This window comes from Chloroflexota bacterium (assembly GCA_016875535.1).
GTDB lineage: Bacteria > Chloroflexota > Dehalococcoidia > SHYB01 > SHYB01 > VGPF01.
Genome location: VGPF01000038.1, coordinates 1 through 25,048 on the forward strand (window position 1 = coordinate 1; position 25,048 = coordinate 25,048).

A 25,048-nucleotide genomic window follows, 5' to 3' on the forward strand; every position below is an offset into this window, starting at 1 on the left:
CAAGTGCTCCCTCGCCCTTTCCATCCATCATGGACACCTCCTTGAGTTTGTGGCATCATGCCCCAATTCCGTGTCCAAGAAAATCCTAGGGCGGGGGAGGAGTCCCATGTCCCCCAAGGAAATCGTCCGCTGTCCATGGCCGGGGAACAACCCCCTCATGATGAAGTACCACGATGAAGAGTGGGGCGTCCCGCTCCACGACGATAGGAAGTGGTTCGAGGTCATCGTCCTAGACGGCATGCAGGCGGGCCTCAGCTGGCAGACGATCATCAACAAGCGGGAGAACTTCCGCAAAGCCTTCGACCGCTTTGACCCGAAAAAGGTCGCGAAGTACGGAGCCGGGGATTTCAACCGCTTGATGGCGGACGCGGGCATCGTGCGCAACCGCGCCAAGATCACCGCCGCCATCGTCAACGCCCAGCGCTTCCTTGAGGTGCAGAAGGAGTTCGGCTCCTTCGATTCCTATATCTGGCAGTTCACGGGCGGCAAGCCCATCGTGAACAGCATGCGCAGCTTGAAGGATTTCCAGGCTACTTCCAAGGAGTCGGACGCCATGAGCAAGGCGCTTCTGGGGCGCGGCTTCAAGTTTGTGGGGTCCACCATCTGCTACGCCTGCATGCAGGCGGCGGGCATGGTGAACGACCACACGGTGGACTGCTTCCGCTACAAGGAAATCAACCGCATGCGGTAAGCAGTTTCGTCCGTTCCGCCGTCTCCTTGAAACGTGTACAATAGCCCTCGCGCCAAACAACATGCCGTATCGCGGTGTGCCTGGCGCAAACGGGATCATCTGTAGAGGAGCAGCGAGTGAAACTCCACGAGTATCAGGCTAAGGAGTTGTTCGCGAAGTACGGTGTCACGGTCCCCAAGGGCTCCGTGGCGTCCACCCCGGCTGAGGTGGCGGCCAAGCTCCGCGCGATCGGCGGCAAAGGCGTCGTGAAGGCGCAGGTGCACGCCGGCGGGCGCGGCAAAGCGGGCGGCGTCAAAGTCGTCAAGTCGCCGGAGGAGGGCGAGGCCTTCGCCAAGGGCCTCCTGGGCAAGCGGCTGGTGACGCACCAGACCGGCCCGGAGGGCGTGCCGGTGGACAAGCTCCTGGTGGAAGAGGCTATCGGCATCAAGAAGGAGCTCTACGCCAGCATCATCGTCGAGCCGTCCATGAAGACGGCCGTCTTCATCGCCAGCGAGGCTGGCGGCATGGACATCGAAGAGGTGGCCGCCAAGACGCCGGAGAAGATCGTGCGCCTGGCCGTGGACCCCATCATCGGCTTCCAGGGCTTCATGGGGCGCAAGCTCGCCACAGGCCTGAACATCGAGCCTTCGCTCATGCGCCCCGCCGCCGCCTTCTTCGAAAATCTCTACAAGCTCTTCATCGCCACGGACGCCAGCATGGCCGAGGTCAATCCCCTGGTCATCACCACCGATGGGCGCATCCTGGCCGCCGACGCCAAGATCAACCTGGACGACGACGCGCTCTTCCGCCACAAGGACCTGGAGGCCCTGCGCGACATCGGCCAGGAGGACCCGCTGGACGTGAAGGCCAGCGAGGCCGACGTGAACTACATCCGCCTTGACGGCGATGTGGGCTGCATGGTCAACGGCGCGGGCCTGGCCATGGCGACGATGGACATCATCAAGCTCATGGGCTCCCAGCCCGCCAACTTCCTGGATGTGGGCGGCGGCGCCAGCGAAGACAAGGTCAAGGCCGCCTTCCTTATCCTGCTCTCGGACAAGAAGGTGAAGAAGGTCCTGGTCAACATCTTCGGCGGCATCCTGCGCTGCGACGTTGCGGCGCGCGGCATCATCGCCGCCGTCAAGGAGAAGGGCATCAACGTGCCCCTGGTGGTCCGCATGCGCGGCACCAACGCCGAAGAGGGCCTCAAGCTCCTGCGCGAATCGGGCCTGAAGGTCATCATCGCCAACGATTTACAAGAGGCCGCCGAAAAGGCAGTCAAAGCCGCCTAAATATGACGTCGTCGTCGCGTCACACCAACCGCTCCTCGCCCTTGAGGGGAGAGGAACTCGAGCGAAGCCCGAGAGATGAGGGTGACAGGCGGCGTGAACACCCCTTATAGGGAAATTACCTCCGGAGGACTCCTTTGGGTATCTTGGTTGGAAAGCAGACGCGGCTCCTCGTGCAGGGCATCACCGGCAACGATGGGTCGTTCCACACAGAGAAGTGCCGCGATTACGGCACCAACATCGTCGCGGGCGTCACCCCCGGCAAGGGCGGCACCACCCACCTGGGCATTCCCGTCTTCAACACCATCTCTGAGGCGGTGAAGCAGACCGGCGCCAACGCCACCATGATCTTCGTCCCGCCCACCTTCGCGGCGGACGCCATCCTCGAAGCGGCGGACGCCGACCTCGATTTCGCCGCCTGCATCACGGAGGGCATCCCCGTGCTGGACATGGTGAAGGTGGTGCGCTACCTCCAGGGCCGCAAGACGCGACTCGTGGGGCCCAATTGCCCCGGTGTCATCAACCCCGGGGAGAAGTGCAAGATCGGCATCATGCCGGGCAGCATCCATATGCCGGGCAATGTCGGCGTCGTCTCCCGCAGCGGCACTCTCACCTATGAGGCGGTAGCCCAGCTGACGGAACGCAAGATCGGCCAGTCCACCTGCGTCGGCATCGGCGGCGATCCCGTCTCCGGCACCAACTTTGTGGACGTCCTGAAGCTGTTCAACGAGGACAAGGCGACCGAAGCAATCGTCATGATCGGCGAGATCGGGGGCTCCAAGGAGCAGGACGCCGCGGAGTACATCAAGAAGCACGTCAAGAAGCCGATGGTCGGCTTCATCGCGGGCGGCTCCGCGCCTCCGGGCCGCCGCATGGGCCATGCCGGCGCCATCATCACCGGCGCGGCGGGCACCGCCACCGCGAAGGTCGCGGCCCTGAAAGCGGCCGGTGTCACCATGGTGGACAGCCCCGCCAAGCTGGGCGAGGCGATGGCGAAGGCGCTGGGGAAGAAGTAACGAGGAAGGGCGACTGCTCGTTTCCGAACGACTCCGGGTGCAGCACCGGAGCGGTCACCCCTACGTTTTCATCCGGGCCAGGACCGGTATCTCGGCTCGCTTCTCCGCCGGGAGCATCCCCCGGTAGATGCCCTTGGGCCGCTTGTAGGGCGGCTTGCAGAGGATCGTCTCCCCCGGCGTCACGATGGCGTCCAGCGGGATATCGTGCGCCGTCATGGGCAACTCCTCATCCAGCACCTGCAGGGCATGGACCGTAGTGATGATTACCGTGTGTTTGGTGATAAGCCCCGCCTCCGCCGCCAGGGCGAACTCCAGGTCGGAGTAGCCGCCACCCTTTCCGATGCGCGCTCCCTTGCGATTCACCGCCACGGAGCCGCAGACGATGAGGTCAACGGGACGCATCTCCTCCAGCGCAACGGGCCTGCCCAGGTGCGCCGCGCCCTTGATGCTTGCGGCATCGTGGAACGTGCCGCCGAGGCGCGCCGGGTCAAGCTCGATGAAGGGCCTCTCGCTCGCCAGGCGCGGCACCGCCATGTAGACGAGCTTCCCCTCCTGCAAGGCGCGCTTGCGGAGCGCCAACTGCGGCGAATCGGGGTTGCATTTCAGCACCTGCGCCCGCTTCCACGCCTCCAAATTCGCCGCGCGCGCCGCTGCCCGCTCCGCCCCAACGAAGTTGGGGATGCGCCCCACGGCGCCGGGGAAGCGCGCGACCCGCGCCTCCTGCATGGCGCGCCAGACGCGCTCCCGGATGGGCTGTTTGGGGCCGGAGGCAGGATGTTCCATGGAGGCAATTGTAAATGCTGGCTCGATAGAAGTGCCGCAGAGGATCATAGGCCTGATAAAATATCCGCCATGTCCTCCCATATCTTCGACGTCGCTGTCATCGGCGCGGGCCACGCCGGCTGCGAAGCCGCCCTCGCCGCGGCGCGCATGGGGCGCACGACGCTCCTGGTGACCATGAACCTGGACACCATCGCGCTCATGCCGTGCAACCCCTCCATCGGCGGCCCGGCCAAGGGGCACGTCGTCCGGGAGCTAGACGCCCTCGGCGGCCAGATGGCCCGCACCACGGACCGGACCTTCATCCAGATACGGATGCTGAACACCGGCAAAGGCCCCGCCGTCCAGGTACCGCGCGCCCAGGCCGATAAGCGGCTCTACATGCTGGAGATGAAGAAGACCCTAGAGCGCCAGCCGAACCTCACCCTCAAGCAGGCGATGGTGAAGGGCCTCTCCAAAGGCCCCTCCCGCGACCCACTCGCCTGTCCCCACGAGACCTTCAGACTGGAGACGCCCACCGGGCAGGTCTACGAATCGAAGACGCTCGTCCTCACCACCGGCACGTCGCTCCAGGGGCAGACCATCACCGGCGAAGCGCGCGCCGCCGCCTCACGCGCAGGCGAGCCGCCCGCCCTGGGCATCTCCGATTGCCTCCGTTCCTGGGGGCTCGCCCTGGGCCGCCTGAAAACCGGCACGCCGCCGCGCGTTGACGCCCGCACGATAGACTTCTCGAAGACGGAGCTTCAGCCGCCGAGCGATGCGCCGATCCACTTCGGCTTCTACTACGGCCGCCCTCCCCAGGGCTGGATCCTGGAGCCGAATCCCGTCTATCCCCTCGGCGCGCCCACGCCCTGGCGGCAGCAGCTGCCCTGCTACCAGGTGCACACCGACACCCGCACCCACCAGCTCATCCTTCAAAACCTCCACCGCGCGCCGATGTTCAACGGCGCCATCCAATCGCGCGGGCCGCGCTACTGCCCCTCCATCGAAGATAAGATCCACCGCTTCCGCGAAAAGCCCGCCCACGGCCTCTTCCTGGAGCCGGAGGGATGGGAGACCAACGAGGTCTACGTCCAGGGCGCGAACACGAGCCTGCCGGAAGACGTGCAGATCGGCATGCTCCGCACCATCCCCGGCCTCGAGCGCGCCGAGGTCATGCGCATCGGCTACGCCATCGAATACGACTTCGTCCCGCCGAACCAGACCAAGGTCACCCTGGAGTGCAAGTCCGTCCCCGGCCTCTACTTAGCCGGGCAGATCAACGGCACCTCCGGCTACGAAGAGGCCGCCGGCCAGGGCATCATCGCCGGCGTCAACGCCGCCCTTCGCGCCGTGGGCGAAGCGCCCCTCGTCCTGGGCCGCGACCAGGCCTACATCGGCGTCATGACCGACGACCTGGTGACGCACGACCTGGAGGAGCCGTACCGCCTCCTCACCTCCCGCGCCGAGTACCGGCTCCTGTTGCGCCAGGACAACGCCGACCTCCGCCTCACGCCCATCGGCCACCGCCTGGGGCTGATCGCCGCCGAGCGCCACCGGCACGTCGAGCGCAAGCGCGACGCCATCGCCGCCGAGCTATCGCGCCTCTCCCGCGCCTCCGTGAACCCCAGCGACCGCATCGAAGCCCTCCTCCGCGATCTCGGCTGCATGCCCCTCGGCAAGAACATGGATGCCCTGGAGTTCCTGCGGCGGCAGAACGTCAGCTATAAAACCCTCGTCGCCATCGCCCTCGGCGCGCCCGACCTCCCGGAGGACGTGGTGGAAGAGGTGGAGGTCCTGGCGAAGTACCAGGGCTACGTGGAGAAGCAGCGCCGCCAGGTGGAGCGCGTCCGGCGGCTGGAGGAGTGGCCCGTGCCGGAGAGCTTCGACTACTCCTCCGTGACGGGACTGCGCACGGAGGCCCTGCAGAAGCTCCAGCGCTTCCGACCCGCCACCATCGGCCAGGCCTCGCGGATCATGGGCGTCAACCCCGCCGATATGTCGCTCCTCGTCGTCCACCTTGAGCGCGCCAACCGGGCCAAGGCCGCCGCCTCTGCGTGACCGTTTACGCCCGAGTGTGATTGACGGTGGATTTTCACCCCGGTATCATATGGGATGCTTTGGCCCTGAAGGGCAATCCCGTTCATCACAGTAGGAGGCCGGTGTGCCAGCAGCTACAGGCAAGCGGTATATGTGCGAGAGGTGCGGCGCTGAGGTCATCGTGACCCGCGGCGGGGACGCGTCCCTCTTTTGCAAGCACGCAGACGGCAAGAAGATCGAACTCAAACTGAAGAGCTAACCTCAAGGGAGTTATCGAACATGGCGATCCAGCTAGGCCGACGCTACGTAGCCGAAAAGTCCGGCATCCAGGTGCTCTGCACCAAGGCCGGCGAGGGCACCCTCTTCGCCAACGACGAAGAGATGCAGGTCCAACAGCCCCGCGCCCTTCCTTCGTCCGACTAACCTCCGAGACGGCCCCAGAGAAACGAAGAACCCTTCCGCACATGCGGAAGGGTTCGTTTTGCCTCCCGGAACCCAGCCGCGCCTACAGCCCCCGGATCACGCCCACCACTTTCCCCTGGATCTCAAGGTTCTTGGGATCAACGTAAATCGGCTTCATCGTCGCATTCGCCGGCTGGAGCCGCACGCGTCCGTCCTCCGGAAAATACTTCTTCAGCGTCGTCTCTTTCTCATCCTTCAGCCAGGCCACGATCATATCGCCCCGGTCCGCCGACTTCTGGAAGCGCAGCAGCACCGTATCGCCGTCGTTGATGAGCGCGTCAATCATGGACGTGCCCTTCACGCGCAGGGCGTAGACCTCGTCCTTCCCGCGCACCATCGCTTCGGGGACCTCCACCGTCTCCTCCGGCGCTTGCTTCCACGTCTCCGCCTCCGGCACCGGTATCGGCGCTCCGGCGGCGATGGCTCCCAGCAGCGGCACCTCGATGATGCCGGGCCGCTTGAGCGCCGCCTTCGCGCCCAGCGTGATGCCGCGCGCCACCTCGCCCGCGCGGCGCAGGAAGCCGCCGCGCTCCAGCAGGCGCAGATTGTAGTCCACCACCGATGTTGAGCTGATCTTGCACGCCGCCTGGATATCGCGCACCGAGGGCGGATAGCCCTTCTTTTCGATGAATCCCTGCACGTACTTCAAGATTGACTTCTGCTTCGTCGAAAGCTCTTTCATGGTCTCTCTACTCCCCTTTGAATGGGTTCAGGGTACAAGGTTCATGGAGCACGGCCGGGAGATTCAGAAATCTCCGACTCTCTTCCCTTGCTCCCTGGACCTTCCCTACCGAACGCTCGTTCTGCTTCGCAGGATAGAACGGACGTTCCGCTTCTGTCAACACCCGGATGGCAGAAAGAGACCTCTCCCTCTTCTCCCTCACGTAGTTCCTAGGAAGGAGCACACCAGGCGAGGGCCACTTCGTTGAACACCCCGAACGCCCTGCCCAGTCCAGCGAAATGCCCCTTCCTTCTCAGGACATGAAGGTCGAGGTCCACCGAGATCTCTCCTCTGGCCGGAACTTCGGCCCCGATGCCGCATCGGGAGGCTAAGGGTTAAGTCACCTCCAGCCAACTTGCAATAAAAAGCCCCCGGGCGGAATGCCCGGGGGCTTCGACGTCTCGCGGTGTCGCTCGGCGACTAGTTCTTTGAGGCGGAGACCTTGCCGATGTTCAGCTTGTGCATCAGGCGGGACTTGCGGCGCGCGGCATTGTTCGGGTGGATGATGCCCTTCTTCGCGGCGCGGTCCAGGGCGCGGAGCGCCTGCTCCACAGCAATGCCTGCAGCGTTCAGGTCCTTCGCCACGATGAGCCTTTCGGCCTTGGTGATGAACGTCTTCAGGCCGGATGCAACAGCCCGGTTGCGGGCGCGATGCTTCAGCGCCTGCCTCGCCGCCTTCTCCGCGGCGGTGCGCTTCGCCACTGCGGGCGTGGCGGCGCCTGCTGCTCCGGCGCCTGCGGGCGCGCCTTCCTTCGGAGCGGCGGCCTTTGCTGTCGGCGCCTCTTTTTTCGCTTCGGGCTTTGCTTCAGCGGCAGGAGCCTTCGCAGGCTCTTCTTTCATTGCTTCCGGTGCTTTCGCTTTCGTTTCGTCGGCCAAGGAGGTAGCTCCTTCTGAAAATGCTTGGGGCGAGTGCTATTGTACGGCTTTAGGGGGCAAACGGCAATTCGTCCGACAATACATCCCGGATATTATGTCCGGGGAGAATCAGCCCTTCTTTGTGGTGACATTCTGTTCAGTGGGCTACTCTCTATCCGGAACCCTGCTCCTTGCTCTCTGAACCTCTTCTCCCTTACATCTCTGCCAATCTGTGGCTTCTGCTCACCCGCTGCGCGAGACCTTCACCACGCCCTTCACGTGCTCCAGCCGGGAGAGGAGCTTGCTCAGCTGCGCCGCGCCCGTCGTCTCCAGCTTCAGCACCTCCGTCACCATGCCGCGCTTGAGATGCAGGTTCTCCACATTGACGATGTTCACCTTCTCGGCGGAGACCACGGCGGTGATATCGTGCAGCAGGCCGATGCGGTCCAGCGCCTCTATGGAGACGGTGGCCGTGTAGGCCCGCCCCGGCATGCCCCAAGTGACCTCCACGATCCGCTCCCTTTCGCCCACGCCCGCCAAGTAGCGGCAGCTCTTGCGATGGACCGTCACGCCTCGCACCCGAGTGATGAAGCCCACGATCTTGTCCCCCGGCACCGGGTGGCAGCATTGTGCCAGGCGCGTTAGCATGTTCCGCTGGCCCATCACGATGACCGAATCGCTCACGCCGTCGCGCTCGACCGCAGGGGCCGATGGGCCGGTGGGCGGCGCCTGCGGCAGAGGCGGCTCTTCGTGATCCAACAGCTTCGTCGCAAGCTGGTTCGTGGAGAGCGCGCCCGAGCCGATGGTGGCGAGCATATCGTCTACATTGCCGAAGCCCAGCACCGCGGCCGCCGCCTCTTCCGAGATGCCGATCTGCAAGCGCCGCATCTCCCGCTCGAGGATCGCGCGCCCCTGCTCGATATTCTCGCTCCGCGCCCGCTTGCGGAACCAGATGCGGATCTTGTCCCGCGCGTTCGCCGTGTGGACAAAGCCCAGGTCGGGATTGAGCCAGTCCAGGCTCGGCCCCTTGGGGCCCTTGGCCGGGACGATCTCCACCGTATCGCCGTTGCGGAGTGGCGTGTCCAGGGAAACCATCGCGCCGTTGACCTTTGACCCTACGCATCGGTGGCCCAGCTCTGTGTGAATCCGGTAGGCGAAGTCTATCGGCGTCGCGCCGAAGGGCAGCTCGATCACCTGCCCCTTGGGCGTGTAGACAAAGACCTGATCCTGAAAGATATCGGACTTGACCGTCTCGACGAACTCCTCCGCGCCCTTGGTCTCCTGGTGCACGTCAAGGAGCTGCCGCAGCCACTTCATCTTCTCCTCAAAGCGCCCGTCGCCGTGGCCGCCCTCTTTGTAGCGCCAGTGCGCCGCCACGCCGTACTCCGCTACATCGTGCATGCGGAAGGTGCGGATCTGGATCTCGAAGGGCGTCATCTGCGGGCCCCACACCGCTGTGTGCAGCGATTGGTACATGTTCTCCCGCGGGTTCGCGATATAGTCGTCGAACTCTCCGGGGATGGGCCGCCAGAGGCTGTGGACCATCCCTAGCACCTGGTAGCACGTGGCGATGTCGTCCACGATGACGCGCAGGGCAAAGAGGTCGTAGATGCGGTTAAAGTCCTTCCCCTGGGCCGCATAGCGCTCCATCTTCTGGTGGATGCTGTAGATATGCTTCGCCCGGCCGGAGACCTCCGCCTTGATGCTCGCCCGGTCCAGCTCCTTGGCGAGCATCTCTTTGACCTGCCGGATAAAGTCCTCGCGCTGGCTCCGCGTCTGCGCCAGCATCCGGGCGATCTCCTCGTACTTCTCGCCGTCCAGCACCTGGAAGGCCAGATCCTCCAGCTGCCACTTGAGGCTGGCGATGCCCAGGCGGTGCGCCAGCGGCGCGTAGACGTCCAGCGTCTCCTGGGCGATGCGCTGCTGCTTCTCGGGAGAAAGGACGCTCAGCGTCCGCATATTGTGCAGGCGGTCCGCCAGCTTGATCAGGATGACGCGCACATCCTCCGCCATCGCCACCAGCATCTTCCGCAGGTTCTCCGCCTGCACCTTCGGCTCGCCCTGGCGGATGGCCATGGGCCCGGGCGTCTCCGTGGCGGTGTGCGCCTCGATCTTGCTCAGCTTGGTGACGCCGTCCACCAGTTTGCTGACGTCCAGGCCGAAGCGCTGGTCTATCTCCTGGCGGGAGACGTGGCAGTCTTCGATGACGTCATGGAGAAGCGCGGCCGTGACCGCCCCGGCATCCTGCCGTAGATCGGCCAGGAGGATGGCCACGTTCAGCGGATGCTCGATATAGGGCACGCCGGAGGCGCGCTTCTGCCCCTTATGGCACTCCTCGGCGAACCGGTACGCCTCCTCGATCGCGTCCGACTTCTCAGTGGGGAGGTAGACCTTCGCCTTTTCAAGCAGTGTTTGGAGCGTGGCCGCCATACATCGCCGCCGGGAGAAACGCAGGCTATTCTCCCCAGTATAGCCCCCCGGAAAACCGGGGGCAAACACGAGGCCGGCGTTAAACCCTTAGCGCGCCGCGGAAGGCCCTGGCGGCGTAGTACGATTCCGCGCCGTTGTGATAGACGAAGACCATATCGTACCGGCGATCGCAAAAGATGGCGCCGCCGAGTTTTCTGATAGCGGAAGGCGTTTTCACCCAGCTCGAGGTCTTCGTATCGAAATCGCCGAGCTTCTGCAGCTCTCGGTACTGCTCTTCCGTCAAAAGCTCAATGCCCATGGCGGCCGCCATCGCGATTGCGCTATCTTTGGGTTTGTGTTCTTTCCGTGACTCCAACGCTTCACGGTCGTAGCACAGGCTCCTGCGGCCGCTCGGACTATCCGCCGAACAATCATAAAAGCTATACTCGCCCGTCTTGCTGTCATGACCGACGACATCCGGTTCGCCGCCGGTTCTCTCCATCTCAATGAGCGACCATAGCTTTTCAGCATTCGCCTCCAGCTTTGCCTGGACCTTAGCCCATTCGATACCTCCATGGCGGGCCATGTTCTTCCCGAAACGGTCCTTCAGCGTTTTGAGCAACGCCTCACGCTGTCCCGGCGAGAGCTGGCTGTTCTTACCCTTCATGGCGCTCATGCTGTCATGGTACCTCTGTTGAGTAGGTCTGGTAAGCCTATGATAGCAAAGGCAGGGAGACCTCTTCGTTGACGCTCCTGGGGAGCCTCCCCTACAATTGGGTTCCCGATCGCTCCCCGGAGGCCCTCAGATACCCGTGCACGTGCATACCCATAGCAAGCGCACCCACCACGGTATGCCCAAGATGCCGGACTGGCTCTCCGTGGAGCAGGCCCTTGAAAAGATATTGGGTTATGTCAATTCCCTTGAGGTCGAGGAGCGCCCCCTACTAGAGGCCCTCGGCCAAGTCCTGGCCGAAGAGCTTCGCGCAACCTTCCCGGTTCCTCCGCACGCCAACTCCTCCATGGATGGCTATGCCGTCCAGGCCGCCGATATCGCCCGCGCGAGCGATGGCGGCAAGGCCACGCTCAAAGTCATCGGCCATCTGGCCGCCGGGCAGGTCCCCTCCAAGGCCGTCGCTCCCGGCGCCGCCATCCGCATCATGACCGGCGCCCTGGTCCCGCCCGGGGCGGACACCATCGTCCCCTTTGAGGAGACGGACGAGCTCCATCGCGCCAAACACGGCGAGACGAAGCACGAGGAGATCGGCATCCTGGCCGCGCTCCCCAAGGGCGCGAACATCCGCTACGCGGGGGAAGATATCGAGCAGGGCGCCGTCGTCCTTCCCAAGGGCGCTGTCCTTCGCCCCGCCGAGATCGGCGTCATCGCCTCCCTGGGCCGCGCCACCGTGCGCGTCATCCGCCGCCCCGTCGTCGCCATCCTCGCCACCGGCGATGAGCTGTCCGACCCATCGGAGCCGCTGGCCCCTGGGAAAATCTACAACAGCAACAGCTACTCCATCGCCTCCTCGGTCCTCCGCTATGGCGGCATCCCCAAGCTCCTCGGCATCGCCAGGGACAACCTGCCGGACCTGGAGGCCAAGATCCGCGAAGGCCTTTCCGCCGATATGCTCATCACCACCGCAGGCGTCTCCCGCGGCGATTACGATATCGTGAAAGACGTCCTCATGAAGCAGGGGCAGATCGCCTTCTGGACGGTGCGCATGCGCCCGGCCAAACCCCTCGCCTTCGGCGCGCTGGAGGCCCGCGGCCGCGGGGGAGCCGTTCGCCGTGTGCCGCACCTGGGCCTGCCCGGCAACCCCGTCAGCTCCCTGGTCGCCTTCGAGCAGTTCGGGCGCGCCGCCATCCTTAAGATGCTCGGCAAGACCCACCTGGCCAAGCCGACGATCAAGGCCGTGCTGGAAGACGCAATCGAAAACACGGACGACCGCCGCGTCTACGCTCGCGTCCGCGTTACCAAGCGCGATGGCCGCTACTACGCCCGCCTCACCGGCTCCCAAAGCTCTGGCGTCCTGACCTCCATGGCCAGGGCCAACGGCCTGGCCGTCTGCCCGGAGGATGTGCCCGTCATGCCAGCAGGCTCCACCGTGGACGTCCAGATGCTCGATTGGACGGAAGAACAGGAATAGTCCCGATACGAACTTGAGAAAGAACCAGCAGAGAGGTGCACCATGGCTGACAAGGGTTCCGAAAATACGACGGTCGCAGCGCTCCCCAAGTACCGCATAGACGAGGCCTGGTTCAAACAGCACGGCCGCTCCCTGGAGTCCATGATCGAGCTGCGCGCAGGCGATGTGGACGGCGGAGATAAGAGCGCGAAGAAGAAGCGCAAGGGCCCCGTCACCATGGCCGATCTCAGCAAGCTCGAAGGTTTCGTCACCGCCGAGCTCCCGCTCCTGGAGGCCGTCTTCCGCCTGATTCTCATCCATGAGAACAAGCCCATGGACGCCGAGCAGATCAGCCAGGAATTGCAGGAGCGAGGCATCGGCATCCGCGATGCCCGCGTCGTGAAGCCCCAGCTCCTCGCACGGATGCTGGACGGCGACTTCCACTACGGCATCAAGCGCGTGGAATAACGGCTTGTTCCCCGTCAACCTCTTCGACTTCGAGGAGGCCGCCAGGGCCAAGCTGCCCCGGGGCGATTACGACTTCATCGCCGGCGGGGCCGCCGACGGCGAACGCGGCCTGAAAGCGATGATGGGGATGCTCCGCGAAGAGCTCGAGATCGCGATGGCGTTCACCGGACGTCCCACCATCGCCGAGATAGACAGGTCCCTGGTCAAGCTCCTGCCAGGCCGCATGGCCACGGACGCCCTCTAAGCCTAGCCTCTCACCGGACCTCCCGTCTCACTTCAGACGAACTCCTGCTCTTCTATCTGCGCCTTCTGCGCTCTCTGTGGATACTCTCTTTCCCGTTACGCAAACCCGTACAGCTTCGCGCAGTTCTCCGCCAGGATCTTCTTCTTCGCCCGCTCCGGCACCCCTGTGAACTCGCGCTTGATGATCGCCTGGGAGTTCGGCCAGATGCTATCGGCGTGCGGATAGTCGTTCGACCACATGATGTTGTCTTCGCCGATGATGTCCCATGTCCGCATCCCCGCCTCGTCCGACATGAACGTGGCCAGCACGTTCGACCTGAAGTATTCGCTCGGCTTCTTCTCCAGCTTCAGCCCCAGGCGCGGGCCGTGCTTCCACATCGTATGGTCCATCCGGTGGATGAAATTCGCCACCCAGCCGATGTCCGCCTCCACGGAAATCATCTTCAGCTTCGGGTGCCGCTGGAAGACCCCGGAGAAGATGATCGCCGTCAGCGAGCGGATCATCCAGTTGGACATGGAGGCATAGTCCACCGCGAACTGCTGGAACGGGTCGCGCCCCACCGCGGTCAGGATATGCATGCTGATCGGCATGCCGATGTCCGCGGCGGTAGCCCAGAGGGGTTCGTACATCGGGTCGTTATAGGAGCGCTGCTCCTCCGGGGAAATCGTAATCATCACCCCTGCCAGGCCGATCTGCTTGATGCGTTTGGCCTCCAGCACCGCCTGCTCGATGTCGTGCATCGGCACCAGGCCCAGGCCCTTGAGCTGCTTAGGGTGCGTGGCGCAGAACTCGGCCATCCAATCGTTGTAGGCGCGGATGCAGGCGGTGGCGTAATCGCGATCGGGCAGGCGCCACATGCGAAGGCCGGCGGTGGGATAGAGGACCTCGGCGTCCACGCCGTCCATCGCCATGTCCTTCAGGCGCGCGTCCGGGTCGTAGCCCCCCTTGCGGTTATGCTCGAAGAGCTTCACATCCTTCATCTGCTCAGGCGTGCGCCCGGCGGGGCCCATCATCCCGGCATTGCTGGCGGGCAAGCCATCAAAGACCAGCTTATCGAAGCCGCCTTCGTGGATGAGGTGCGGCGCGCGGTCGCGGTACTTCTTATCGATGCGCTTGGTCCACACGTCCCCCGGCTCGCAGACGTGGGAATCGGAGGAGATGACGCTGTACTTCATGAGGGCCTCCTGTCAGGATGGCTTGCATCTCCTCGCCCTCGATGGGAGAGGATGAAGGAGAGGGTGAAAGAAATTCCCCTCTGCACTGCCGCGATTCTAACACTGAGTTGCAAGGCGGCAAGGGACGGGAGAGTAATGAGGGACGCCCAACTACGTCCGCCGGTTCGGGTTGATCCCCTTCTCCCTGGCTAGCTCCTGCAGCGCGCCGATGACGAAGATGGTGAAGATGACCGAGATAACCAGCCCAACGGAGAGCGATATAAAGAGGAGGCCGGCAGAGAAGCGCTTGTAGTTGAAGTAGTGGGCGATGAGGCTCACGACGGCGAAGAAGGCGCAGATGGCGAGGACGATGCCCGACTTCTTCAGGCCCCACACGCCGCCAAGGGCTAAGGTCGTCACCAGGATAGGGACGAGCCCGAGGAGAAAGCCATAGAGGAACCTATCGCGCTTGGAAGGCTCCCGGACCACGCCGTCAAGCTCTTGCATGCGTCTCTTTGCTCACCTATCCCCGGATCCGTCGCTCGCCTAAGGGCCGCTGCCCCAGCACCCGGTAGAGGTTCAGGGCCAAGACGTCCCTCTTCTGCGCATCGGTCAGGTCGGAGCCTGTGAGTTCCTCCACCATGAGCGAGCGCTTGTAGCCCATGGGGTAGGAGTAGAGGTTGGAGCTGAAAATGAGGCGCTCGTGGCCGATCCGCTTCGCCACCTCGCTCACCTTCCGCGCCCCGCCCGACCACATCCCCGTATCGAAGGCCAAGTTGCCCGTCCGCTCCACAACATCGTAAAAAAGCTCCGTCTCCTCGTATCCGGCCAGGCCGTCCAGGATGATAAAGGTTGTGTTCGGAAACTCCTTCGCCAGGCGCTCCACGCGCCACGGAGCCTCCAGCTGATCGCCGTGGTGGCTGTGCACAAAGGGGATCATCCCCTCATCAACAATGGCGCGGAGACAGTTGCGCATCCACGGCGAATCCACGTAGCAGCCCTGGAGGCGGCTGTGGAACATGACCCCCGCCATGCCCAGCGTGCGTTTGCAGCGCGAGATTTCCTCCAGGGCGGCGTCGCCCTGGCGCGGCTCGCAGGCGGCGATGGCGAAGGGGAAGCGGCTCCTATCGCGGTCGCGGAAGGCGGCCAGTCTGTCGTTGATCTTCGCCGTATCTGCCACGCCGTTGGGCAAAAGGTACTGATAGGCCGGGCCGATGATGGCTCGCTGGATGCCGCTGGCCTCCATGGCCGCCACACGGGTGCGGTGCTCCAGCTCATCCGGGTTATCGCGCTTGCCCTTGGCGGTATAGCCGCTGTGCGCAAAGCCTTCGATGACGCTCATGTGGTGGTGCCCATCCAGGATCTCCATCGCCACGCCCCCTGCAGTGATGGCGAGAAGCATAGCCCAAGGGAGCGCAGGTGGCAAAACAGCCGAAAGAGCGACGGCAGCGGAGAAGGGGCACTCCGAAGGTCAGTCCTTCCAGTAGCGCTCTTCCTTGACCTTCCAGCCCTGGGGCGAAAGGCGGGCCTTCACATCCTCGATCATCCCTGGGTGGCCGCAGGCGTAGACGATCGTCTCTTGCGGCGCAAGGCCCCACTGGGCCAGATACTTCCCAACAATGGTGTTCACGCTGCCACGCTCCCCGGTCCAGGCGGCGTTGCGCGGCTCCTGGGGACGGCTCACGGTTGGAACGTAGGCGAAGCGCTGGGGCTCAGCGGCGACGAGTCGCGTTAGCTCGCTGCGATAGGCCAGTTCATCGTGGTAACTGGCGCCATCAAGAATGAAGAAGCGCTGCCCCGAAGCCTGGCGCGCGCGGTAATCTCGAATCATGCTCAGGAACGGCGCGATGCCCGTCACCGTCGCCACCATCACCTGGTTCGCATAGCCCGGCTCGAAGGTGAAGCGCCCCTTGGCGGATGGCCGGATGGAGAGGCTATCGCCTGCCTTGCGGGCATGCAACAGCGGCGTGAGCTTACCCAGGGGCGGCGGCGCCAGCTCGATGTACAGCTCAATGTGCGGCTCGCAGGGCGCAGAGACGATGGAGTACGGGCGCTCTATGCCGCCGGTGCCGATGGTGACGTACTGGCCCGGCTTGAAGGTGAACCCGGCAGGCTTCTCCAAGCCAATGCTCCAGTGCTCCGGGGTGGTGTCCCGGCGAAAGAGGATGCGCGTCTGTAGCGTCTTCCCCTTCGTCGAACTTATCGATTCTTCCACCGTGTTCGATGCCATCTGGTACTCCAACAAGTCGACATTGTGAATGTGAACACAAGCACAATCTATCTTACCACCTGTGTCGAAGGCAGGGAACAGCTGATTATGTCAATGTCGATTGGGAGGGAGCCGACAGTGGCAACTGTCTCCAGGCGCGCCAGCTACCTGATGAGGCGACGGCGCATCAACACCAGGGAGACGGCGTAGAAGAACGTAGAGAGGGCGATGAGGCCGATTGTTCCCCAAAGCATCGTCACGTTCACTTCGCCCTCCATCAGGTGGCGCATGATATCCACGCTCCAGGTGAGCGGCAGGCACCAGGCAAAGACCTCCAGGGCTCGGGGCAGCTCGCCGATGGGGAAAAAGACGCCGGCGATGAAGAACATCGGGTAGATGATGATGGAGAAGAAGGGGCCGATGAAATCGGACGAGGGAGCCTGAGAGGTGTAGATGACCGACGCGCCCGCGAAAACCAGCCCGGTGAGGAAGGCCGCAGGAATCACCAGGAGCGCCATGGGCGAGTTCACATCCCCTGCAATGGCGATGATGAGGAGAACGACAAATCCTGTGAGCGCGCCACGGGTCGCGCCCCAGAGAATCTCGCCGGTGATGACGTCTTCGATGCTCACGGGGGTGACGATCATGGCGTCGAATGTGCGTCGGACGGCCATCCGGAAATAGGTGCCCCAGCCGTTCTCCATCACCGCGATCTGCATCACGTAGCCGGCCACCAGCCCAGGGCCGATGAACTCGCGGTAGCTCATCCCTTCGATGTCTTGAATCACCTTGCCCATGCCGAGGCCCATGATGATGTAGAGGAGGACCGGCTCGAAGAAAAAGGCCAGGCCGTTGGTCTTCCACTGCTTGAGGTAGACGTCCCGGTTACGCTGCCAGGCGCACCAGCTGCGGTAGGTGGGACGGACTATGGCTTGCACGGCTATTTCAGCCCCCGACCCGTGATGAGGAGAAAGACGTCCTCCAGGTTTGGGCGGCGGCGGAGGACCTCGGCCTTCCCGCCAGCCAGACTCGCCTCTAGCCCAGGACCCTCTGCGCCCACTAGGAGCAGGGCGTCTCCGGCATCGACGGTGCGGCGCGCCTTTCCGTTCAGGGCCGTCATGCCGTGCTCCTTCTCCCAGGGCGCAACGCGGACCTCCACAACCTCTTTCCCGGCGTGGCGTTCGATGAGCTGCTGTGGCGTGCCCGTATCCAGGATGCGCCCCTGGTCCATCACGGCGATGCGGTCGCAGAGGTTGGCGGCTTCGTCCATGTAATGGGTCGTCAGCACCATGGTGGCCCCTTGACCGCGAAGCTGCCGCAGGCGCTGCCAGACAAGGTGACGCGCGTGGGGATCCAGGCCCGTTGTGGGCTCATCAAGGATGATGATGCGGGGCTTGTTGAGCATGGCCCGGGCGATGAGGAGACGGCGCTTCATCCCACCCGAGAGGGTATCGATTGCGGCGCGCCGCTTCTCCGTAAGCTCCATGAGGGCCAGGGCCTCGGTGGCGCGGCGCAAGGCTTCGGCGGAGGGAATATCGAAGTAGCGGGCATAGACCTGGAGGTTCTTGATGACGCTGATCTCCTCGTCCAGGTTATCTTCCTGGGGCACCACGCCAAGGGTAGCTTTGATGGCGCGCGCCTCCAGCATGACATCGCGCCCCTCCACCAGCAGCCTCCCGCTGGTTACCGGGGAGACGCAGGAGATCATGCGGATGGTGCTGCTTTTGCCCGCGCCGTTGGGGCCGAGGATGCCGAAGCATTCCTGGGGCTCGACGGCAAAATCGACGCCGTCCACGGCGGTGAAACCGCCATAGCGTTTGACAAGGCGCTCGGCATGGATGACGGGGGACATAGGCACAAATAGTAACAAAGACCAGTCAGCCTATGCAGGCGACCATCTATAATGTGCGCGAGGTGGAGCATGGCGAAGGTCTTCCGTCTTTCCCGTCTGCTCTTCTTTCTTGCCCTCTGCACGCTGGGCTTCCTGCCTTCCCTCATCTCCGCCCAGCCGGCAGGTGGCAGCGGCGTCATCATCATCACGCTGGACGATGCGATCGACCCGAATCATGCGCGCTACCTGGACCGCAGCTTGGACCGGGCGGAGCAGGAAGGAGCCCGGCTGGTCATCATCCGGGTGGACACGCCGGGCGGACTGCTAAGCTCCATGCGCGATATGGTGCAGCGCATCCTGGAGGCCAAGGTGCCGGTGGCGACGTACGTTTCCCCGGCGGGGGCGCACGCAGGCTCGGCGGGGGCGTTCATCGTGGCGGCGGGGCATATCGCCGCCATGGCGCCGGGGACGAACATCGGCGCATCCTCTCCCGTAGGCGGCGGCGGTGAAGACCTGCCCTCCACAATCAAGAGCAAGGCGACCAACGACGCCGCCGCGCTGATGCGGAGCATCGCCGAGGCCCGAGGGCGCAATCCCGCCCCGCTCGAGGCAATGGTGACCGGGGCCGCTTCCTACACCGCAAAGGAGGCGCTGGATGGAAGGATCCTCGACCTCATCGCCACCGACGCCAATGACCTGCTCGCGCAGATACACGGCCGCACCGTGCCGCTGGCCGGGGGCAGCCAGATCGCGCTGGACACGGCCGGGGTGAGCTGCATCGAGCCGCTGCGCCTGTGCGGCCAGGAACGGCTGACGTGGTTCGAGCGCTTCATCCGCTTCATCGCCGACCCCAACGTCACGAGCCTGCTGCTCTCCTTCGGCTCCCTGGGCATCCTCATCGAACTCTACAGCCCCGGGCTGGTCATCCCAGGAGTCGCAGGAGCCATCATGATTGCCCTGGCTTTCATCGCCTTCGGCAACCTGCCGGTGAACTGGGCGGGGGTGGGCCTGGTGGCCCTTGGGGTGATTCTGGCCGCCGTGGAGCTGCATCTGCCGGGCTTTGGGGTCTTCGGCGTCAGCGCCGTCCTGGCGCTGATCTTCGGCCTCCTTTTCCTTTTCGCACCCTTCACCGGCGGCACGCCAAACTTCTCCGGCCCCGATATCCGGGTCAGCCCGTGGCTGATCGGCGGAGTGAGCGGCGGCATCGGGGCGCTGCTCATCGCCACCGGCTTCCTGGCAGTCCGGGGAAAGAGAACCTCGCCGGAGCGGGTGACACCCTCCGACGCGCGGACGGTAGTGGGCCAGACAGCCCGGGTGAAACGGGCACTGGATCCCGTGGGAACCGTTTATGTGGCCGACGAGGAGTGGTCAGCCGAGGCGGTAGACCGCTCCCACATCGAGCGTGATGTGGAGGTAAAGGTTGTGAGCGTAGAAGGGCTGACGCTAAAGGTGAGGCCAGTCCAGAAAGGTTGACGCGGGCGGAGGGCCATCGTAAGGTAGAGCGCCACACTGCGCCGCGCCTCTTTCACCGGTAAGGAGACCTATGCCGATCACGATCGTGCGACAATGGGAAAAGCTGATGGTGCTTCGCTTCGGGCGCTTCACGGAGATACGGCAGCCCGGCATCCGCTGGCTGTGGCCCATCCTCAATAGCGGCAGCAAGCGGATAGACCTCCGAGAGCGCTTTATCGCCATCCCGAGCCAGACGGCCATCACCAAGGACAACGCGCCGATCGATATCGACTTTCTGATCTACTTCCGCGTGATGCAGGACCAGGCCGAGAAATCCGTCCTGGAAGTGCAGGACTTCATCGGTGCGGCGCAAGGCATCGCCACGACGACCCTGCGCGCGGTCATCGGCGATATCTCCCTGGATGACGTCCTGGCCAAGCGCGAAGAGATCAACACGATCCTTCGAGTGAAGCTTGATGAAGTGACGGTCCGCTGGGGCGTCAAAGTAACCACCGTTGAGATAAAGGAAATCATCCCGCCGAAGGCTATCCAGGACGCCATGAACAGGCAGATGGCCGCCGAACGCGAGCGGCGCGCTGCCGTTATAGACGCGGAGGGCAAAAAGGTGGCCTCCATCACCGTCGCCGAGGGCGAAAAACAGGCGGCCATCCTGAAGGCGGAAGGTGAGAAGCAGGCCCAGATCCTCAAGGCGGAAGCCGGCCGCGAATCCCAGCGCCTCCAGGCCGAAGGCTATGCTACCGCCCTGAGCACCATCTTTGCCGCCGCGAACAAGGTGGACCCCAAGACGATGAGCCTGCAATACTTGGAAATGCTCAAGTCTCTTGGGGCAAGCCCCTCGACCAAGTTCGTGCTGCCGATGGAGTTCACCGGGCTCATCCAAAACTTCCGGAACATCTTTGCCGCCCAGAGTAACGACCAGGAGCAGAAATAGCCGTGGCGGTGCGCTTCGGCCTTGGCCTGCCGTGTATCCACCCCATGGGGACGCCGCTCTGGACGGACGAGCAGGTCGTCGCGGGGGTGGAGGCTGTGGCGAAGAAGGCCGACGCCCTCGGGTACGACCTTGTCTCCTGCTGCGACCACGCCGTTATCCCAGCCGAGCGCAACCCAGACATGGGGCACCGCTGGTTCGATGCGCTGGCAACGCTGAGCTACGTGGCAGGTATGACGAGCCGGGTGCGCGTCCTCACCAGCGTTCTGATCCTGCCCTACCGCTCGCCCTTTGACGTGGCCAAGGCATACGGCACGCTGGACGCCCTCTCCAACGGGCGGCTCACCCTGGGGGTGGGCATCGGCCACCTGGTGCGGGAGTTCGAGACGCTGAAGGCGAACTACACCGAACGGGCCGCCGTGACGGATGAGTACATCCAGATCATCAAGGCGTTGTGGAGCAAGGATGCCGCGGGATACTCCGGGAAATACTGGACGTTCGAGCCGATGATGATTTCTCCGAGGCCCGTCCAACAGCCGCACCCGCCCGTGTGGGTGGGCGGCAACAGCACAGCCGCAGCCGCACGGGCGGCGCGATACGGCGAAGGGTGGCACCCCTTCTCCATCACGCCGGGGGAGTACCGCGATTGCACGGCGGTAATCCGGAAGGTTTCCGCAGAGACGAAGCGGCAGCAGCCCCTGACGTGTAACGCGCCAGTGGGAAGCATCGCGCCTGCCGCGGTCCACAAGAGCGCCATCCCCGGGACGCTGACCAGCGCCGAGGAGACGTGCGCCAAGATACAGGAGTATCTGGACGCGGGGGCCACGAACATCTACGCTAACTTCCGCTACCGGGAGCTGAGCCACCTGCTGGAGTCCATGGACTGGTTCGCGAAGGAAGTGATGCCGAAGTACGAATAGCGACTAGGTGACAAGCCCGTGTCAGCAAGGAGAGCAATCATGCCCACTGGAACTCAACTAGGCAGAATCATGTTATTGGGGTTGGTTACCCTTGTACTCTTGGGCAGCGTGGCGGCCTGCAAGAGTTCGGACAAAGTCGTAGTTGATGATTTCAAGAGCATAGCTGATGGGCAATTTTGGTCTTATAAGCTCTCCAAAGGACTTTATAGGCTGGAATACACCTCAGGAGGCGAGGGGGCCAGCGCCGAGTGGGCTGGAGGAGCGTGCCCTAGAGTGGCAGAAACCAGAAGTTACTCCGGGCTCTGTGAACTGACTCAGGATGGTCAACTAGTAATCAGGAATCCCACTATTCTCGGCCTAGGACAGGCATCGACTGCGACTGTGAAGGTCACCAAATTAGCCCGCTGAACCTTGTGCTTTCATCCCTTAGGTCATCCTGACAAATAGGTGCAATAATGCGCTTCGGCATAGGCCTCCCTGGGGTGAACCCGAACTCGGCCGGGCGGTGGGACCAGCAGCAGGTTTTACAGGGCGTCATTGCGATCGCCAAGAAGGCGGACGCCCTTGGCTTCGACTACGTCACCGCCCAGGACCATCCAGTTATCCCGAAGGCCAGCAGCACCCTGATCGCGCCACGCTGGTATGACGCGATCGCCACCCTCTCCTTCGTCGCCGCGTTCACCAAGCGGGTGCGGCTCGTCACAAGCGTCCTCGTGCTGCCCTACCGGAACCCCTTCACCATCGCCAAGTCCATGGCAACCCTCGATGTACTTTCGCGGGGCCGCGCCGTGATGGGCGCCGGCGTGGGCCACATGAAGCCCGAGTTCGAGGCCCTGGGCGTCTCCTACGATGAGCGCGGCCCCATCACCGACGAGTACATCAAAATCATTCAGGGGCTCTGGCGCGAGCCGGCCTTCACCTACCAAGGGAAGTACCACCAATCGCGGGATATGGTCCTCTCGCCAAAGCCCCTGCAGCGCCCTCTTCCAATTTGGGCTGGAGGCAACGAACGTCCCGCCGTGCGCCGCGCCTATTCCCTCTGCCAGGGCTGGGCGCCATTCCTGATCAAGCCCCCCCAGATGAAGAATCTGACCGATTACGGGCGCGGCGTGGCGAAGGAGGCAGGCCGCGACCCGGATATCGCGGTCGTCGCGCCCATCGGACCGGTGCTGCGCAACGAAGTGGCCGCGCCGAAGCGCTCGGCGGAGCAGATCGAGGCGCGCGTGAAGCAGATCGCAGGCGACTCCGAGTACTACCAGAGGCTCGTCCGGCGGAACCTGGAGACTGCCTCAACCCTTACCACGCCGGAAGATATCCACGAGCAGATGAAGACCTGGAAGGCGGCCGGGGCCACGCACTTCAATGTGAACTTCCGCTACCGCGAACTCTCCCACCTCACCGAGGCGATGGACTGGTTCGCCAAAGAGGTCATGCCAAAGTACCGGTAACGACCGCAGGCCGCTGCTACCCCGGCTGCACCGTGATGACGACGTTTCCCATTTTGTGCCCAGTTTCAACGTACCTGTGGGCCTCGGGAGCCTGCTCCAAGGGGTAGCGCCTATCGATCGCCGCTCGCAGATTTCCTGCTTCGATCAATTCTCTCAGGAAGGCCAGGTATTCTGTCTTCTCCTTCGTGAGAGACTTGACGGTGAGATAGACCCCTCGCTCCTTGAGCGCCTTCTTGCTGCGGGAGCGGGAGATCTTGCCCACCGCGTCAAAGATGACATCATAGGTCTCGCCACGGGCCGAAAAGTCTTCTTTTGCATAGTCGATGACCGTACCGGCTCCGAGGGATTTCACCAATTCCATGTTCGCCGAACTGCAGACCCCGGTCACGTCCGCTCCGAAGTGCCTGGCAAGCTGGAGGGCGAAGGTCCCCACGCTTCCGGACGCGCCATAGATAAGCACCTTTTGTCCCCTCTGGAGATTCGCCTTCCTGAGGATGTGCAGCGCAGTCATCCCGCCGACAGGGACGGCAGCGGCCTCCTCAAAGGTCATGTTCGCCGGCTTTATCCCCAGCACGCCTAACCGCCGCTTTTCGGGCAGGCATACGTATTCGGCGTTGGCCCCATAGGCAAGCCCCGTCGTGGTCCCAAAGACCTGGTCGCCAGCCTTGAAGCCCTGCACCTTTCGGCCCGTCTCCTCGATGACGCCCGCCAGTTCGACCCCGGGTATCTTCATCCTTCGCATGCCAAACAATCGCAAAGGGACGAGCACCAAAGGATGGAGCCTTCGAAGGACGACATCCCCTCTCGTCACGGTCGCAGCGCACACCCGCACCAGCACCTCATCGCCTCTGGGCGCAGGCTTTCGCACCTCTTGGAGGCGCAGAACGTCAGGAGGACCGTGTTTTGAGCATACTATCGCCTTCATGAGCGGCAGGCCTTTCTCCAACTCGCACTCGCTCTGCTAATACCTAGCGGAGGTGCCGCCATCGATGACGATATGGGCGCCGCTGACGTATGAGGAATCATTGGAGACGAGAAAGAGGGCCAGCTTGGCCACATCCTCGGGCGTGCCGATGCGCCGGAGGGGAAGCCGTGCGGCCATCTGGGCGCGCCGTTCGCCCACAACGCCCGACTTCTCCAGCATAGGCGTATCGATGGGGCCCGGACAGATGGCATTGACACGGATATTCTTCGGCCCCAGCTCCGTCGCCAGCTCCTTGGTGAGGCCGATCTCGCCGTGCTTGGATGAGACGTAGGTCATGAGGCCGTTGGTGCCTGTGAGCCCTAGGCTGGAGGCGACGTTCACGATGACGCCGCCGCCCGCCTTCTCGATCTCCGGCACGCCATGCTTGCAGCAGAGGAAGGTGCCGGTCAGGTTCACATCAACCACTCTGCGCCAGCCCGGCAGGTCCTGGTTGGTGATGAAATCGGCACCCTGGCGGAAGGTGCCGGCGTTGTTGTAGAGGATCGTCAGTTTCCCAAAACGCTCCACCGTCCGCTCCACCAGCCGCTTCACCTGAGGCTCCTTCGTCACGTCACACTTCACCGCGAAGGCCTTCCCCTTGTTTTTGCGGATCATCGCCACCGTCTCGCGCGCCCCCGCCATATTGATATCCGCAACCGCCACCTTCGCACCCTCCTGGGCGAACAGGATCGAAACGGCGCGCCCCTGCCCCGAGGCCGCTCCCGTTACGATCGCCACTTGTCCCGCAAGTTTCATACCGCCTCCTGCATCGCGCTCAAAACGGCGGGATGGTAACAACATCCCACACTCCCGTCAACGACACGTCAACTCACCTGCCTGTCCAATTCCCCTCTCCATTCCGTTTAGTGTCCTCAGTGGTTTCGGTGGATCATCTTTCTACATCACCCCCTATCTGCGTTCTCTGCGGATAACAACTCCCCTCTTCCTCTCCATTCCTACGTTTCCTCTTCACCTCTGCGCTCTCTGTGTTCTCGGTGGATAACCCTTCCTCGCGGGGGGGGGGCGTCACTGTGACGCCCCATCTTGACGCTCTCGCATAGCTCA

25 protein-coding genes are annotated in these 25,048 nt (G+C 63.6%); 12 read left to right on the forward strand and 13 right to left on the reverse strand.

The window, feature by feature from the left end; genetic code table 11:
- Positions 1–106: 106 nt before the first annotated feature.
- The 3 genes from FJ039_09900 (at position 107) to sucD (ending at position 2,975) form a co-directional block, all read left to right on the forward strand.
- A complete protein-coding gene (locus tag FJ039_09900) occupies positions 107–691 on the forward strand; it encodes a DNA-3-methyladenine glycosylase I (GenBank protein MBM4406472.1) in 585 nt (194 codons plus the stop codon).
- 116 nt (positions 692–807) lie between these two features.
- A complete protein-coding gene (sucC, locus tag FJ039_09905) occupies positions 808–1,962 on the forward strand; it encodes an ADP-forming succinate--CoA ligase subunit beta (GenBank protein MBM4406473.1) in 1,155 nt (384 codons plus the stop codon).
- A gap of 134 nt (positions 1,963–2,096) precedes the next feature.
- Positions 2,097–2,975 carry a succinate--CoA ligase subunit alpha gene (gene sucD / locus FJ039_09910; protein ID MBM4406474.1) on the forward strand — a complete coding sequence of 293 codons (879 nt, stop codon included), beginning with the start codon at positions 2,097–2,099 and terminating at the stop codon, positions 2,973–2,975.
- A gap of 60 nt (positions 2,976–3,035) precedes the next feature.
- Here sucD and FJ039_09915 read toward each other — a convergent pair whose 3' ends face one another.
- Complete coding sequence (locus tag FJ039_09915) at positions 3,036–3,758, reverse strand: 5-formyltetrahydrofolate cyclo-ligase (GenBank protein ID MBM4406475.1); 723 nt, start codon at positions 3,756–3,758, stop codon at positions 3,036–3,038.
- A gap of 69 nt (positions 3,759–3,827) precedes the next feature.
- Here FJ039_09915 and mnmG point away from each other — a divergent pair, with 69 nt between their 5' ends.
- Together mnmG and FJ039_09925 are read left to right on the forward strand one after the other, a co-directional pair.
- A complete protein-coding gene (gene mnmG, locus FJ039_09920) occupies positions 3,828–5,795 on the forward strand; it encodes a tRNA uridine-5-carboxymethylaminomethyl(34) synthesis enzyme MnmG (GenBank protein ID MBM4406476.1) in 1,968 nt (655 codons plus the stop codon).
- A gap of 103 nt (positions 5,796–5,898) precedes the next feature.
- A complete protein-coding gene (locus FJ039_09925) occupies positions 5,899–6,033 on the forward strand; it encodes a desulforedoxin (GenBank protein ID MBM4406477.1) in 135 nt (44 codons plus the stop codon).
- Between the two features lie 246 nt (positions 6,034–6,279).
- Here the strand turns inward: FJ039_09925 and lexA are convergent, their stop codons facing one another.
- The 4 genes from lexA to FJ039_09945 all read right to left on the reverse strand — a co-directional run bounded on the left by lexA (position 6,280) and on the right by FJ039_09945 (position 10,888).
- Positions 6,280–6,918, reverse strand: coding sequence for a transcriptional repressor LexA (gene lexA / locus FJ039_09930; GenBank protein ID MBM4406478.1), 639 nt, complete (start codon positions 6,916–6,918; stop codon positions 6,280–6,282).
- Positions 6,919–7,377: 459 nt separating this feature from the next.
- Entirely contained in the window at positions 7,378–7,797 is a 420-nt protein-coding gene (gene rpsT, locus FJ039_09935; GenBank protein ID MBM4406479.1) for a 30S ribosomal protein S20, read from the reverse strand.
- A gap of 258 nt (positions 7,798–8,055) precedes the next feature.
- Entirely contained in the window at positions 8,056–10,242 is a 2,187-nt protein-coding gene (locus tag FJ039_09940; GenBank protein ID MBM4406480.1) for a bifunctional (p)ppGpp synthetase/guanosine-3',5'-bis(diphosphate) 3'-pyrophosphohydrolase, read from the reverse strand.
- Between the two features lie 79 nt (positions 10,243–10,321).
- On the reverse strand, positions 10,322–10,888 hold the full coding sequence (locus FJ039_09945) for a DUF4256 domain-containing protein (protein ID MBM4406481.1): 567 nt from the start codon (positions 10,886–10,888) through the stop codon (positions 10,322–10,324).
- A 145-nt stretch (positions 10,889–11,033) separates the two neighbouring features.
- On the opposite strand from FJ039_09945, the gene FJ039_09950 reads away from it, so the two are divergent.
- From FJ039_09950 to FJ039_09960, 3 genes are read left to right on the forward strand one after another with little or no spacing between them, the layout of a single operon-like run.
- Complete coding sequence (locus FJ039_09950; GenBank protein MBM4406482.1) at positions 11,034–12,365, forward strand: molybdopterin molybdotransferase MoeA; 1,332 nt, start codon at positions 11,034–11,036, stop codon at positions 12,363–12,365.
- Between the two features lie 42 nt (positions 12,366–12,407).
- The gene (locus FJ039_09955) at positions 12,408–12,812 is read left to right on the forward strand and encodes a hypothetical protein (GenBank protein ID MBM4406483.1); all 405 of its coding nucleotides are present in this window, start codon (positions 12,408–12,410) and stop codon (positions 12,810–12,812) included.
- 4 nt (positions 12,813–12,816) lie between these two features.
- Complete coding sequence (locus tag FJ039_09960) at positions 12,817–13,056, forward strand: hypothetical protein (GenBank protein MBM4406484.1); 240 nt, start codon at positions 12,817–12,819, stop codon at positions 13,054–13,056.
- 95 nt (positions 13,057–13,151) lie between these two features.
- Here FJ039_09960 and FJ039_09965 read toward each other — a convergent pair whose 3' ends face one another.
- The 6 genes from FJ039_09965 to FJ039_09990 all read right to left on the reverse strand — a co-directional run bounded on the left by FJ039_09965 (position 13,152) and on the right by FJ039_09990 (position 18,271).
- Complete coding sequence (locus FJ039_09965) at positions 13,152–14,231, reverse strand: amidohydrolase (protein ID MBM4406485.1); 1,080 nt, start codon at positions 14,229–14,231, stop codon at positions 13,152–13,154.
- 150 nt (positions 14,232–14,381) lie between these two features.
- Positions 14,382–14,717, reverse strand: coding sequence for a DUF3810 domain-containing protein (locus FJ039_09970; protein ID MBM4406486.1), 336 nt, complete (start codon positions 14,715–14,717; stop codon positions 14,382–14,384).
- 16 nt (positions 14,718–14,733) lie between these two features.
- Positions 14,734–15,612 (reverse strand): hypothetical protein, encoded by an 879-nt coding sequence (locus FJ039_09975; GenBank protein MBM4406487.1) that lies wholly within the window; start codon positions 15,610–15,612, stop codon positions 14,734–14,736.
- 69 nt (positions 15,613–15,681) lie between these two features.
- Entirely contained in the window at positions 15,682–16,440 is a 759-nt protein-coding gene (locus tag FJ039_09980; protein MBM4406488.1) for a hypothetical protein, read from the reverse strand.
- A gap of 143 nt (positions 16,441–16,583) precedes the next feature.
- Positions 16,584–17,363 carry an ABC transporter permease gene (locus FJ039_09985; GenBank protein MBM4406489.1) on the reverse strand — a complete coding sequence of 260 codons (780 nt, stop codon included), beginning with the start codon at positions 17,361–17,363 and terminating at the stop codon, positions 16,584–16,586.
- On the reverse strand, positions 17,360–18,271 hold the full coding sequence (locus tag FJ039_09990; protein MBM4406490.1) for an ABC transporter ATP-binding protein: 912 nt from the start codon (positions 18,269–18,271) through the stop codon (positions 17,360–17,362). Before FJ039_09990 ends, FJ039_09985 begins: the two co-directional genes overlap by 4 nt.
- Before the next feature lie 69 nt (positions 18,272–18,340).
- Between FJ039_09990 and FJ039_09995 the strand changes: the two genes are divergently transcribed.
- From FJ039_09995 to FJ039_10010, 4 genes are all read left to right on the forward strand, one after another.
- A complete protein-coding gene (locus FJ039_09995; GenBank protein MBM4406491.1) occupies positions 18,341–19,723 on the forward strand; it encodes a nodulation protein NfeD in 1,383 nt (460 codons plus the stop codon).
- 70 nt (positions 19,724–19,793) lie between these two features.
- A complete protein-coding gene (locus FJ039_10000) occupies positions 19,794–20,654 on the forward strand; it encodes an SPFH/Band 7/PHB domain protein (protein MBM4406492.1) in 861 nt (286 codons plus the stop codon).
- Positions 20,655–20,656: 2 nt separating this feature from the next.
- Positions 20,657–21,571 (forward strand): TIGR03619 family F420-dependent LLM class oxidoreductase, encoded by a 915-nt coding sequence (locus tag FJ039_10005; GenBank protein MBM4406493.1) that lies wholly within the window; start codon positions 20,657–20,659, stop codon positions 21,569–21,571.
- A gap of 455 nt (positions 21,572–22,026) precedes the next feature.
- The gene (locus tag FJ039_10010) at positions 22,027–23,019 is read left to right on the forward strand and encodes a TIGR03619 family F420-dependent LLM class oxidoreductase (GenBank protein MBM4406494.1); all 993 of its coding nucleotides are present in this window, start codon (positions 22,027–22,029) and stop codon (positions 23,017–23,019) included.
- Between the two features lie 16 nt (positions 23,020–23,035).
- Here FJ039_10010 and FJ039_10015 read toward each other — a convergent pair whose 3' ends face one another.
- Both FJ039_10015 and FJ039_10020 read right to left on the reverse strand, forming a co-directional pair.
- Complete coding sequence (locus tag FJ039_10015; GenBank protein ID MBM4406495.1) at positions 23,036–23,944, reverse strand: NAD(P)-dependent alcohol dehydrogenase; 909 nt, start codon at positions 23,942–23,944, stop codon at positions 23,036–23,038.
- 36 nt (positions 23,945–23,980) lie between these two features.
- Complete coding sequence (locus FJ039_10020) at positions 23,981–24,784, reverse strand: glucose 1-dehydrogenase (protein ID MBM4406496.1); 804 nt, start codon at positions 24,782–24,784, stop codon at positions 23,981–23,983.
- Between the last annotated feature and the right edge of the window lie 264 nt (positions 24,785–25,048).